The 13,547-nt window shown below is 54.8% G+C and carries 12 protein-coding genes; all 12 read right to left on the reverse strand.

The features are described 5' to 3' along the window. Positions 1–123 precede the first annotated feature (123 nt). The 12 genes from K0B01_13540 to K0B01_13595 all read right to left on the reverse strand — a co-directional run bounded on the left by K0B01_13540 (position 124) and on the right by K0B01_13595 (position 13,323). Positions 124–603 (reverse strand): hypothetical protein, encoded by a 480-nt coding sequence (locus K0B01_13540; protein MBW6487163.1) that lies wholly within the window; start codon positions 601–603, stop codon positions 124–126. Positions 604–1,327: 724 nt separating this feature from the next. Then, entirely contained in the window at positions 1,328–2,152 is an 825-nt protein-coding gene (locus tag K0B01_13545; protein MBW6487164.1) for an SDR family oxidoreductase, read from the reverse strand. Next, a complete protein-coding gene (locus K0B01_13550; protein MBW6487165.1) occupies positions 2,125–3,366 on the reverse strand; it encodes a thiolase family protein in 1,242 nt (413 codons plus the stop codon). Before K0B01_13550 ends, K0B01_13545 begins: the two co-directional genes overlap by 28 nt. 22 nt (positions 3,367–3,388) lie before the next feature. Then, the gene (locus tag K0B01_13555; protein MBW6487166.1) at positions 3,389–4,630 is read right to left on the reverse strand and encodes an acyl-CoA/acyl-ACP dehydrogenase; all 1,242 of its coding nucleotides are present in this window, start codon (positions 4,628–4,630) and stop codon (positions 3,389–3,391) included. Positions 4,631–4,711: 81 nt separating this feature from the next. Beyond that, positions 4,712–6,322, reverse strand: a complete 1,611-nt coding sequence (locus K0B01_13560) for an AMP-binding protein (GenBank protein MBW6487167.1) — start codon at positions 6,320–6,322, stop codon at positions 4,712–4,714. A 28-nt stretch (positions 6,323–6,350) separates the two neighbouring features. Then, the gene (locus K0B01_13565) at positions 6,351–7,001 is read right to left on the reverse strand and encodes a hypothetical protein (GenBank protein MBW6487168.1); all 651 of its coding nucleotides are present in this window, start codon (positions 6,999–7,001) and stop codon (positions 6,351–6,353) included. Between the two features lie 15 nt (positions 7,002–7,016). Continuing rightward, complete coding sequence (locus K0B01_13570) at positions 7,017–7,694, reverse strand: hypothetical protein (protein ID MBW6487169.1); 678 nt, start codon at positions 7,692–7,694, stop codon at positions 7,017–7,019. Between the two features lie 25 nt (positions 7,695–7,719). Next, on the reverse strand, positions 7,720–8,124 hold the full coding sequence (locus tag K0B01_13575; protein ID MBW6487170.1) for an SCP2 sterol-binding domain-containing protein: 405 nt from the start codon (positions 8,122–8,124) through the stop codon (positions 7,720–7,722). A gap of 14 nt (positions 8,125–8,138) precedes the next feature. Further along, complete coding sequence (locus K0B01_13580) at positions 8,139–8,747, reverse strand: TetR/AcrR family transcriptional regulator (GenBank protein MBW6487171.1); 609 nt, start codon at positions 8,745–8,747, stop codon at positions 8,139–8,141. 383 nt (positions 8,748–9,130) lie between these two features. Further along, positions 9,131–10,381 carry an acyl-CoA/acyl-ACP dehydrogenase gene (locus K0B01_13585; GenBank protein ID MBW6487172.1) on the reverse strand — a complete coding sequence of 417 codons (1,251 nt, stop codon included), beginning with the start codon at positions 10,379–10,381 and terminating at the stop codon, positions 9,131–9,133. 67 nt (positions 10,382–10,448) lie between these two features. Continuing rightward, complete coding sequence (locus K0B01_13590; GenBank protein MBW6487173.1) at positions 10,449–11,663, reverse strand: ABC transporter substrate-binding protein; 1,215 nt, start codon at positions 11,661–11,663, stop codon at positions 10,449–10,451. Between the two features lie 61 nt (positions 11,664–11,724). Further along, positions 11,725–13,323, reverse strand: coding sequence for an acyl-CoA dehydrogenase family protein (locus K0B01_13595; GenBank protein ID MBW6487174.1), 1,599 nt, complete (start codon positions 13,321–13,323; stop codon positions 11,725–11,727). Positions 13,324–13,547 lie beyond the last annotated feature (224 nt).

Consider the following 13,547-nt stretch of genomic DNA (forward strand, 5'->3'; position numbering starts at 1 on the left):
GCCTTTCTCTGGGCAGGAGTCCCTTCATCGAATCGGTCAAGAAACGCGAGGGGGCTCCTTTTACTTCCCCTCACCCTTCTTGGCTAAATCAGATTATTTGTCCACCATTTTCTGTGGCCGTGCTCACACAAGGATCTCCGGAACGCCGCCAAAGAAGTTAAGCGCTCGGACATTGGCCTCGATCCAGGAGGGAAGATCCTCGGAGAAAGAAGCCCAGGCAAACGTGTAGCTGCTGGCGCCCAGGGCGGCGACAAACAGGCGCGCCTCTCTGGTCTGTCCGGAAACCGGATCCGTTACCGGGATCGTCTGGCCGGCATAATCGACAAAGAGCTTTTCCCCGGCCCGGTGGGTTTGGCGAAGGCTGACGTCAAGCTTGTCGCTCCACTGATGGTAGCGCTCGCAGAACTGACTGTACTGATACCCCTCCGGGTTTTTCTCTCTGTATTCCATCCACAGGAGGCGAAGGGTCACATTTTTGCGGGTCAGTTCCTTGCGGATGTACTCCATTGCCGGCAGTTCCCGCTTCCCGTAAGATTCTTCCGGCGCGGATGGAAACAGCAGAGCCTCCAGAGAACCGTCGTCCAGATCGGACGAAGGAGGCAACTCAGGCCGGCGCGCTGGGCGCGCGCCAGTTAGTCCCGGATAGTGCTGCAGGCAATGTTGCAACTTTTGGCGATCTGTTTGTTGGATAACTTCTTCTCCCACTTCAGCCGGAGAACTTCTCTTATGGTACGCATGGATAACCTTTCTGCCGTCATTTTGACCTCCCGGGTTTTTCCCGAGAGCTCTAACGGCTTTCATTGGGTTTATCCAGCGTCATCTTCACCCTCTTCCAGGGGGTGGCGGAATGGATCGGATTCCCATGGCGGAATCAATCGGAATCGGGTGGCGACTTGAATCGGAATCGGGTGGCGGCTTGCGCCGGAATACGCAGTCAACGGGAAATTTAATTTTTACTAACGCGGGCTGACGCCCGCAACCCAAGTATTTAAGATGAAAATGCATCACCAATTTGGTAGATTCCGATTCAAATCGGCCACCCCTTTGAAGGGTGAGGAGACGCTGGATTTAGCGACTTACTTCTGAAATCCTGCCGAAAAAGACAGGAAATTTTTCCGGTACGGCAAAAAGTTTCTGTAAACAGATAACTTGGACAATGATTCTCTGGAGGCGACTTAAAGAACATGGGTTGCGGGCGTAAAGCCCCGCTTTGGTTGTCAGTCGTGAAAGAAGTTGCCAGTTTGGCATGGAATCGGCGGCGCCTGTTTCAACAGCATCAGGGCAGGATGTTTACGCCCAGAAAATCATTAGCGGGGGCGCTGCCAACTTATTTATTTTTTCCATCCCGTACCTCCCTGTCAGAAGGCATGGTCAGCGCTTTCACGATTGTCCTCGCGCTGAAGGGAAGCAGACGCAAAAGCGCGTTCAACCCCCAGGCGGCGCTGATATTCCAGTGCAGTTTCTTGCGGTGAGCAGCCCTCCAGACGGCGGCGGCCACCTCTTCAGGCCCCAGCCGCACCCCCAGCCGCTTGATGCTGTAAACCTCCTGCGATTCGGCAAGCAGGGGAGTATTGACGTAGGGAGGCCGAATGTCGCAGACGAAAATCCCGTATTTTTCCAGTTCTATGTTCCACGCCTCCGTCAGGGCGGACAGGGCATGTTTGGTGGCTGAATAGACGGAGAGATCCGGAACTCCATAGAGAGATGCCGAAGACGACATGTTGATTATCCGGGAATCAGGAGTTCTCTTCAGATACGGCAGGGCAAAGCTGGCGCAGTTCAGACATCCCTTCACGTTGACGTCCACTATTTTGTGATGGGCGGCAAGGGCAACATTTTCAAAGAAACCGAATTTCAGGATGCCGGCGTTGTTGACAAGCACATCGAGCCTGCCGCCGGTTTTTTCCGCAAAGGCGTCCATTGTCTGTTGAACGCTCACCGGCTCGGTCACATCCATCTGCTGAAAAAATCCACCCGCTGTTCCCATTTCAGCGGCAAGCCGTGTCAGGCCGGCGCCGTTTACGTCGCATGCGCCGACATGCCAGTTGTTTTTTGCAAACAGCAACGCGGTTTGTCTGCCTATTCCGGAGGCCGCGCCGGTAATCAAAACCGTTTTTTTGTCCATCACCCCTTTTCCAGAATATGCACGCACATCGCCGCCTCCTCGACCCCGATGTTGCCGCCGCCATTTTCGGAGAGGGCAAGCCGGGCGTTTTCGACCTGCCTTTCCCCCGCCTCGCCCCGCAGTTGGACAACAAGCTCGAATATCTGGGCAAGCCCCGAAGCGCCGATCGGATGTCCCCGCGATTCAAGGCCGCCGCTGGTATTGACCGGCTGTTTGCCGCCGAGCTTTGTTTCCCCTGACTCCGCGTAAGGCCCGCCTGCGCCTGCGGGACAAAAACCCATCGCCTCCGTCTGGTGGAGCTCTCCGTAGGCGGTCGCATCGTGCAACTCGGCGACCGATATATCCTTGGGGCCGACCCCGGCCTTTTCGTACGCCTCTTTGGCGAGGCGCTCACCGATATCCTCTCCGTCGAGTTCGCGGTTGCTTCCCTGCCCCATGACCGAGGCGATGATTTTCACCGGCCGGGCGCCGACGAGTTTCCTGAGATATCTCTCCGAGCAGACAACGGCGGCCGCAGCCCCATCTCCCACGGGCGCGCACATGGCTCTGGTCAATGGCCAGGCGATGGTCTTGTCGGCCAGCACCTCATCAACGGTCATCGTGTTTCTGTACTGCGCCATCGGATTGAGCGAGGCGTGAAAGTGGTTTTTCGCGCAGACAACGGCAAGCTGTCTCTGCGTAGTCCCGAAGCGATCCATGTGCCACCGGGCCCCCATCGCATAGGCATCCATGAAAATGCTCCGGCCCTCTCCGGCGGAGGTGTCGGCCGGGGGAACCAGGATATTTTTGAAGCTGCTGCCCACGTTTTCGATCATCCTGATATGTTCAAAAAAATTATCAACATCCATGCAGGTTGCATAGGCGGTAAGCGACTTTATCTTGTCCGGATCGGTTATCTTCTCGGAGCCCACCGCCAGGGCGACATCGTACATACCGGCCTTTATGCCTGTGTATGCCAGATGCAGGGCGGTAGTTGCCCCGGCGCAGGCGTTTTCGACATTGGCAACGGGGATTTTGTCGATCCCCATCCCCCTCAAAACCACCTGCCCCCGGATCGAGTGCTGGTTGCTGAACATCCCCCAGAAGGTGTTCGAAAAGAAAGCGGCCTGCAGCGCCTTTTTGTCCATCCCGGCGTCTTGCAGGGCAAGGAGGATGGCTTCCACGGCCATGTCGCGCACGGTTCTTTCCGGGTATTTGTTGAAGCGGATCATCCCCGTTCCGATGATATAGACATTATCCATTGCTTTTCCTCTGAATGGTTAACTATTTAATATCAGTTCTTTTCAAGAGCGCGTCAGCCGCGGCCAGCGCCAGCGAATAGTTGCTGCCGTCCTCGATCAGTCCCGCGCGGGCATCCCGGAAAATTTTCTCGATCAGGTAGTCCTTGGTCAGACCGTAACCACCGTGAATCTGCAGCGCCTCATTGGCCACTTCAAAGGCGACCTGGGTGCAGTGAGTCTTGGAGGCAATCGAATACTCGACCAGAGGCGGCGTGGTGTTGAGGTTGTAAACCAAAGCCGCCCGGGAATAGGCCCTTGCCGTTTCGATCTTCCTGAACATATCGAAGAGTTTATCCTTGATGGTCGCATGGGCGACGATCGCCTTTCCCCCCTGAACACGCTCTTTGGCGTACTGTAGGGCCAGTTCATACGCTGCACGGGCGACGCCGGTGAAAAACGCGCCCATGCTGGCGTTGGCAATCGCGATTGTCGTATCGGACATTGATTCGTAACTTTCGGGATCAATTATCATATATCCTTCCGAAACCTCGGCGTTGTCAAAGAATATCTCCCCCTGGGGAAGATCGCGCTGACCGATTTTGTTGGTCGGCTTTCCCCGGCTTATCCCTTTTTGGGTAAGGTCGATCAGGCAGATTCCCCCGCCGGCCATCCCCTGCGCCGAATCGATGCCGACGAACAGGGCAGCCGTTGTCGCAACCGGACCACAGGATACCCACGCCGATGTCTGACCGTTGATGAGCCAGCGCTCCCCCTTCTTTACGGCCTTGATGCTGTGCGATATCTTCCGGTCATGAAAAAATTCCGTGCCGGGCATCAGGATGTCGGAGCCGTGGTCCGGCTCGGTTATCGCCCAGCAGCCGACATTGGAGGCATCGGTGCAGTTCACGTAGGGGATAATGATGTTGTCGGTGAGATAATCCTCGGCAAGCATCGATGCGTAGAAGGAGGGGAAACAGGCCACGCCGGAGGCAACGGTCAGGCCTGCGCTGCCGTACGACAATTCCTCAAAGAATATATGAAGGCTCAAGGGGTCCAGTCCGATTCCCCCGTATTCGTCGGGGATCAAAACCGTGTGGTATTTCATCGCGTACATCTGCTTCATCACCGTCCAGAAGGGAGAGCCCTTCTGGATTACCTCTTCCGGCGTCATCCGGTCGAGTTCGCCTGCCGCCGGGCGTACAACATTGACGGCAAACTTGTGAACGCTTTCCTTCAGCGCGACCTGTTCATCGGTCAACTGCAATGCAAGTTCCTGGTATCCCATCACTCCCCCCAATCAAATGTTGCTGAATTTTCCTGCCCCCAAACAGTGCAACCGTTTCCAGGGTGCGGCCATTATCCGTTTTTAGATGAAATCGTCATACCTGTAGATAGCGCCATTTTTATAAGTAAAATCCTCGCGTAATTTTCTGTCGAGGTTTTTTTCCGACACGGTTTTCGGTATTTCCGCCACCACCTGCAGCCAGGAGGGGATAAAGTTCACAGGAAGTTCCTTTCTACATTTGGCGAAAACGGAGCGCGGATCGATCTGTGTTCCCGCAAAGGGGGTGATTGCTGCGACAAGGTCGCTTTCGCCGGGCGCGCCCGACGCGGCGGGAATACCGTAAACGCATACATCGCTGATATCAGGGTGTTCTCCTATTATTCGTTCGATGTATTCCGGCTGGATAAAGTCGCCCGACCGGCGCAGCTCGGCCCCCTTGCGATAATCGAAGTGCAGCCACCCCTCCTTGTCCTTGTGAACCATGTCGCCGGTTCTCAGCCATCCTCCCCTGGTTTTTTCCTCCGACTCTGCGGGCATGTTCCAGTAATCAACCCGGGTGTCGCCGTTGATGTTCCGGCAGATAAGCTCCCCCTTTTCATCGGGAGGAACTTCGTTGTCGTTTTCATCGACGACCTTCATCTCCATGACGCCGGGAACCGGTTTCCCGAAAGAGCCGACTGGCCCCTTGCCGACTGGTTTGTAGGCGAAGCCCCCTTCCACCGCCCCGTACCATTCGAGGACCTTCACCCCGAACCTTTTCTCGAAAGGCTCCCACAAAACCCCGGGGGTGCCGGCGCTGATTACGGTATTTACGGGATTATCGAGATCGTCCGGCTTTTGTGGTTCCATGAAGATGCCGGCCAGCATCCCGCCCAGGAGCGAAAAAGACGTGCAGTTGTATTTTCTACAGATGTCCCAGATTCTGCTTTTTGTAAACCGGGAGGTGAAAACGGCCTTGACGCCGAGGTAGAGAGCGGGGAAAAGCGTTACCGCCTGAGCATTGCCGTGGGTCAGCGAAAGGCCGGTATAGAGCGTGTCCCTGTCACGGCTGTATTTCCAGACGAGCCTGGTCATGATGTTGTAAACACCGGTGCGGTTGTTGCGGATCATGACCCCCTTCGGATCGCCGGTTGTGCCGGAGGTGTAGATGATCTGCATCGGCTGGCGCACGTCAAATATCTGCTGCTCTACCCTTTTCCAGGAATTATTCCCGATTGCCTCGTTGAAGATGCTGTGGCTGCTGGTCGGCGATATCCCCGATTCCGGACGTGAAACCACCGAAATCAGGTTTAATTTCTGGATATTTGGTAAAATCTCTTCAAGCTGGGGCAGGCAGGCGTCGGAGACGATTACCCCCTTCGCCCCGGAATTGAGAAAATAGTACTCAAGACGCTTGCCGGTAGAGCGGGGATCGATCGGGATCATCATCGCGCCGATTGTAGGGCCGGCCAAAAGCGCGTAAACAAACTCCGGATGGTTGTGCATCAGAACAATGTACTTATCGCCCTTGCCTATCCCGGCATCAAGCAGCAAGCGAGCTGCCTTGTTGGCATTTTCGTGAATGGTTCCGTATGTCAGGCGCTCCTCTACATTACCGCTTAAAAAAATCAGTATCTCCCGGTCGGGCTGTTCGTCCGCCTTCAGCTCGACGTAATGGGAGCAGATGGCCTGATTCAAATATTCTTTTCCCATACTTCATCCCCTATTGAAATTTTCGTTGCTACTCCTCGACGGCGCCGATAAAACCGCGGACAAAGGTGGGGAATTCCTTGCGGAATATCTCGTCCCAGTAGTCATTTGTCCAGTATTTATGGCGATCGAAGAACGGGTCGTTTTTCGCGGCGCTCACCGCTACGGCAACAGCGGTGTCGATATCGGGCATGGACTCCATCGCCTTGGCGGCAAACCCGAATGTGCCGAATACCCGGCACTGGAGACCCAGCCGCCAGGCCGCCGCAGCCGCGGCGTTGGCAGCCATATGCAGATTGATCGCCTTGAACATGCAGAAGGGGCCATTAGAGGTGAGGGCCTCCACCATTTCCGCCCGATTCAGCTCCGCGCACGTCGAATACCCGCAGGCGCCGCAGTTGTAATTCAAATCGGATTTTCTCGTGTCGCCGATTACCAGCATTGCAAACGGTTCCTTCACCATCGATTGCAGCGCCCGGCCGTCGCGGGCGGCAAGAGGCGACATGTCGCCGAGCGAAAAACAGAACTCGGAAATCGTTTCCAGCTCGTCGCTTCCCATGGCAGCCATCTTTATCGTGTTGCGGTCGCCGAATTTAATGGCAGTGTAGGCGGCAACGGCCATCAGCTCCAACGCCCGGGCGAGGCCGCCTGCGATCAGTTCACCCATCTCTATTTTTTCCATCGTATCAGTCCCTCCCTAACTGTAAATTGACCGGAACTGAGGCCAGAGCCTGCGGATTATCCTGTCATTCATCGTTCGTTCGTTGATCTCATCGCTTCTGGGGGGAACATCCCGAAACGGAGACTTTTCGGTCACCGAAATGCCGACGGCAAGGGCGAAGCCGGTATTCCGGGGGAGTATCCCCATCCGCATGGCGGCGGCCCCGGCGGACCAGAAAATCCCGTGATCGATGCCGAGTTGCCTTGCCTGCCCTACAATCCCGCCCACGGCGTAGGAGATGTTCGTCGCCCGAAACGCGCAAAGCGGCCCTGTGTAGGCAACCCCCGGCACCCGTTCGAGTTTGTCGGCCTTTCTCATGTAGTCGCATGTGAGATATCCGCAGAGGTTGCAGTTGATGTCAGAGGGGTCGGTAAGGCTGCGCAGGGAGGTGACGAGCATGATCGCATCCGCATCCCGCAGGGCGGCGGCGTCTTTCTTGAAAAAGTCCCAACTCTCTTTTTCAGCGGCCATTTTTTCGATTTCCTGACAGAGCTCTTCGATCGTGCACTCGTCTTCCAGGATATGCATCGTGCACTCCCCGACACCGCCGACGCGCGGCGAGGTCGTCCCTGACGCCAGTAGCAGCCGCGATGCAATATGGACGGCTTCTTTGCGGTCATCTTCAAACTGTTTTTGCGCTTTTTCCCTGCTCATAGGGATCTCCTTTCTTGCCGGTTATTCAACTTCCCTGAATCGGCAGATTGTTCTTTCTCGCTATTTCCGGATACATCTCATACGCGGGCTTCAAAAGCGGCAGTAATTTAAGGATGGTCGGCATCGGCCCCCGCGCCTTTATCTTTCTCTTGGCAAGGGCTATCGGCAATTTAAGCTCCTTCAACCAGAACTGGTGGCACGAATCGCCACTCAAATCCATCTCGACATTTGCCTTCAAATCCTGCGGACCGGTCAGTATCCGCATGTTGACCGAATCCACCCATAGTGTCCCGTCCGGGTCGGTTATGTTGAACTTTATGACGACGCCTGCCTCTCTGAATTTTGGCGCCGCCGTCTCATCCTGCAGGGCAAGACGAAAAAGTCCCCCCAGGATTTCCAGCATGAACTGTGCATCTTTAAAAACCGGCATATCGCACCTCCTTGTTATTTCGAAGCATTACCCTCCATCAGGGCGGTAATTGCCTTTGTGAACGATTGAACGGCCCACTCGGTTGAGTGGGTGCCGCGATCAAGATACCAGCGCATTGCGATGCCGTGATACAGGGATGAAATCAGGCGTGCCGCAGGCTCTGGATCGACGTTTCTGAACCTGCCCTGTTCATTCCCCTGGACGATTGCCCCTTCGAGAAGGGAGACCCAGTTGTTTACCCACTGGTGGTAAATGTGTCGGCACTCTTCGTCGCGCACGGCCATCGAGGTGAAATCGAACAGAAGCGGGTACCCTGTATTGACATCGGGGTCGCCGCCGTCATACAGCCAGCCGAACGAGAGAAGCTTGTCCATGGGACATTGAAGGGAAGCCATGGTTTCTTTGCTCCGCTGAAAAATACCGTCAAAAAAGGTCTGGAACACCCCTTTCACCAGAGAATCCTTGGAGGAGTAGTAATAGGCCATGCCGCCTTTCGATATGCCGGATTCTTTGGCGATGTCGTCAAGGGTCGTGTTGCATATCCCCAGCTCCGAGAATTTTTTCAGCGCCGCCTTGGCGATTTGCGCTTTCCGGATGTCCTCAAGAGTGGCGACCTTGCCCACGATATTATCCCCCCTGTAAATAAATTCGGCTGCGCAGATTTTTTTTCGGACGACTGGATTAAACGTGTAAATTAAAACCCTTCATAAGTCAAGTTATTTTCTGTAAGGGTCATACTGAGCACGGCCATAGAAAATGGCGGACAAATAATCTGATTTAGCCAAGAAGGGTGAGGGGAAGTAAAAGGAGCCCCCTCGCGTTTCTTGGCCGATTCGATGAAGGGACTCCTGCCCAGAGAAAGGCAGGGGGGATGATAACACCAGAGATTATACAAAGCAAATCACTTTTTATTCTGTGGAAAACGGCAGACGGCAGGCGGAGGCGTCCCGCCCGGACACATGCACTCAGAACCTGCATCACAGTTCGCGATTCTCGGGGGAGCAGGCTATTCGTAGATTTTTTCGTCCGCGGCGAACGCCTCGGCGGCATCCGCCTCGTAATCGCGCCTGTTCGGGGTTTCCCGGTTTTTTTGTGCCTCTTTGTACCATTCGTGGGCGACAATCATCGACATGACCTCGCTTGTGCCGGTCCAGATCGTCGCCAGCCGGATATCGCGAAAAATCCGCTCCACCGGAAAGACATTCGTATAGCCAATCCCCCCCAGAACCTGCAGCGAGTTATGAGCCGCCTTCTGACACGATTCGGTAATGAATCGCTTGGACTCGGAGATCAGGCGCCTCGCCTTGTCGGTCGGCACGCCGGCGTCTATCGCCCGGCAGGTGGCATAGCCCAGCGAACGCGCAGCATCGAGCAGCATCGCCGCCTCCGCGATCTGGAAACTGACTCCCTGAAACGAGTTCAGGGTTTGGCCGAACGCCTTGCGTCTCGTCGTATAGTGGGTCGCAATATCGAGGGCCACCCGGGCGGAACCGATCGTCATGATCGCCGTTCCGAGACGCTCCGGGATCATCATCGTATTGAAGATGTCGTAACCGCCGTTCAAGCGTCCCACGACGTTTTCCTTCGGCACCCGGACGTCCGTAAATACAACCCGGGCCGTTCCCCCGCCGCGGCTTCCCATCAGGCTGTAAAGATATTTCGTTTCGACGCCGGGACCGCGCTCCACGATAAAGGCGGTGATGGAGGCCTGCGGCTTTGTCGCCGGATCAAAATTTGTTTTGGCGTACAGCAGAAAATAGTCGGCCCCTTCGCCGCCGACAATGAAGCGTTTCTGACCGTTCAAGAGGAAATAATCACCCTGATCCTCAGCCTTTGAAACGGCTCCGAAAAAATCCGATCCACCCCTTGGTTCAGTCAAACCCTCCGCCGCAAAAATTTCCCCTTTCAAGAGAGGTCTGACGTATTTCTCCTTCTGTTCATCGGTTCCGTGTTGGATAAGCGCGTCGCAGACAAGCTCCGCGCCGACGCCAAAAACGCACGCAAGTTCATAGCTTAAGGTTCCGATCTCCTCGAGAACCATCCCGGTCGTCACCCAGTCCATCCCGCGCCCGCCCCACTGCTTGGGATAGCGGCAGCCCAGCAGGTTGCGACGTCCCGCTTCCTGGAGAAATTCCTTCGGAAATTTTATTTCATCCTTGTCCATGGCAAGGATAAGCTCGCGGGGAACCCATTGGACGAAGTCCCGCACCTCCTCCCGAAATTTGAGCTGCTCGTTGGTCAGCAAAAAATCAAACATGTTGCCCTCCAAAGCTAAAAACGCCCTGCTGTTATTGATAACGGCAGGGCGTTTGCCTTATTGCACGCTATTTTTTCCAGGTAGCCAGTTCGTTGGCGGTCCAGTCCTGCAGCAGAATGGCTTTTGCGCCCGGGCCGCACTTCTGAATCTGGATCGAATCGGTGCCCTGATGGCGGTTTTTGTTCCAGGTTATCTTGCCGCCCATTCCTTTCCAGTCCTTGAAAGTATTCAGCTTTTCAATGACCTTCTCCGTGCTCAGATTCGGTCCGGCAAGCCTGAGCGCCTCAACGAGCGACTCGGCAAACTGAATGCCCGCCATATAGAAAACGCCCCAGCGCTCCTGGGGGGCAAGTCTCTGCGCCGCCTTGTGGTATTTGACAACCAGGGGGTCGGTCGAGTCGGGTGGCGGAACAAAGGCGCCGGTGATCACCCCTTCCCAGAGGCCGCCGGTTATCTTGTTCATCAGCGGATAGTCGGAAAGCCCGTTACTGGAGACCCACTGGGTTTTAAAGCCGACATTCGCGCTCGTCTTCATCGCAATCACCCCGAGGGTCGGGCTGACCCACATCATGACTGCCTCGACGCCGGAATTCTTGAATCTCAGTATCTGGGATGCGAGATCCTTGTCAGTCGGTTCAACCGGGATCGCCTCCGTCAATTTCATCTTGTAGGAATCAAGCCGCTGCACGCAGCCGGCCAGGCCGCTCTTGCCGTAGGAGTCGTTCTGATAGAGGATGCCGATCTTTTTGAATCCCATTTTTTCCACGAGATATTTTGTCAGAATACTCGCCTCGTCCTGAAAAAGCGGATAAGAGTAGTAGCGATAGGGATTCATGACCGGATCGATATCCCCTTTCGCATCGGTATTGACCCCGGCGGAACCGGGGGTAACCCAAAGGATCTTGTTTTCAGCCAGAAAACCCTTGACGGCATTTCCTCCCGCGCTGGAAACCCCGCCGGTAAAGGCAAAAATCCCCTCGCGCTCCACCAGTTCCTTGACAATCGCCGCGGTCTGGGCGGGGTTGTACTGGTCATCCCTCATAAAATATTTGATTTTTCTGCCGTTGATGCCGCCTTCCTCGTTGACGATCTGAAAAAGAAGACCGGAGCCCCGGGCAACCGCTCCCCACGGCGCCGCCGGGCCTGTTTGCGGGCCGAACTGGGCGATCCTGATCTCCTTGTCGTCAAAACCGGGTTGGGCGGCCCAGATATTTGTCGCGGCAAATAAAAAAATGACGGAAATGGTCAACAACATGGTGAACGTAATTTTACCTTGTTTCATAGAACCCTCCTTATTAAAAGAATTAAACCTCGTTTTCATCCCTCTTTGCGACGGCGCACTTTCATAGCCCTTTTTCCACGTCCTGAAGGGCCAGTTCCTGATAAGCGTGAAAGACGTCGGCGCAGAAATGGTCCCAGCGCCGCCACAGCGCAATTGTTTCAGCGTTTATCTCGGCTGAATCGGGATAAGCGAGCAGTTCAACGGCCTCCCCCGCCAGTTTTTCGACGACATCTTCGCTCCCGCTCCCAAGTATGTCTCGGACGAATTCCGCCGGATCGTACCACTCCCTGACCCGCTTGAGGTCCCGATATATCTGCGTCAAAAGAACATTGCGCGGGCCTTCCCAGAGCTCATTCACAGCGGAATCGCGGTAAAGGCGGGGCAGCGCCGAAAAATCCTCGATGACGCCGTGACCGCCGAAAACGGACATTGCCTCGTGGAGCGTCTCGGTACAATCCCGGGCGGCGGTAATTTTCTGCAGCATGATCAGCTCCCGGACGGCAAAACGTTTCTTTTTGATGACTTCCGGTTCGTCGGCGGCAATCCCTGTTTTTAACCCGCCTTCCAGTGATGAGAAATCACCATAGAGTTTAAAGGCGGCGGCGGTTGTCCGCCGGGCCGCATTATCCAGCCTGCCGATATTTTCCGCCTGGAGGGCAAAGTTCCCGATTGCCGTCCCGAAAGCTTCGCGCAATTCCGCATATTTCTTCGCCTCCCGTACAGTTCTCGTCATATAGGCAGCTGCGGTTAAACCTACTGTAAGTCTTGAATAAGTAAGAACAATTCCAACGACATTGGCTACTCCCCTGTCGAGCGGTCCCACCGGATAGGCGACGGCCCCGTTGAAGGTAAGCTCGCCGGTAGTAAGCTCGCTGGTGCCAAGCTTCCATTTTATCCGGTCGATGGTAAAGCCGTTTCTGATCTCCTTTGCCTTGTTTCCGGGCAACCAGGACGGGACAACGAACAGCGCAACCTTTTCCGAACCGGCCGGTTTTGCGGTAATCACCGCGTAGTCGGCATGCGTTGCCGAGCAGAAGAATTTGGTCCCGTACAGTTTCCAGACGCCGTTTTCTTCTACAGCCTCCAGCAGATTGGCCGGAACGTCGGAGCCCCCCTGAATTTCGGAAAGATACTGGGCACCGATGCCATAATCGCCGTTTATCCCCTCCTTGCAGTGCCGAAGTATTTTTCTTGTTTCTTCGGAATCCGCATATTTTTCGAGAAGCATCACCAGCCCTTCCGTGCAGACAAGGGGGCAGGCGATGCAGGCTTCTCCATTCTGGTAGAGCAGAAACATCTTGACAAGCTTCACCCAGGGCGATGTCTTATCGGAAAAAACAGCCTCCGCGAAAACCTCCTTTTCAAGAATTTCCGTTTCCGCCGGGCGGACAATCCGGTCGATCCGGTTGTGGTGGCCGTCATAGTGCATCATGAAGGGGCGCTTCTCCGGCAAGGCAATACGCTCTGCAAAATCCCGCCAGCGCAAGGAGACCCGCGGCGAAAAGGCACGTGCCTCGGCGTCGCTTTTTTCAAACTCTCCACCGGCAAAGGTTTTTATTATCTGCCTAACGAAAGGGTCGTCGCGATAATAATCGACGCTTTTTCGCCATTCCAGAAATTCATTGAAATTATATGGATTGTTTCTGTCAGGAAGGGACATGATCTTTCTCCGCACTCAAATATTATAATTTGTAACCGTTGGTAACATTATAAACCGATGGTAATTCATGTCAAGCCTTTTATTGCCTGCCATACTTCCCAAAATCCGCGATTAAAGTGGATATTGCAAGAGAAATACATTGAAAAACCCCGTTGATTCAGATATATATGTGTTGTCAAGACGCCATAAATACCAAACCAACGAGGTTAAAGACATGCTACAAC

The organism is Syntrophobacterales bacterium, from assembly GCA_019429105.1.
Taxonomy (GTDB): Bacteria; Desulfobacterota; Syntrophia; order Syntrophales; family UBA5619; genus DYTH01.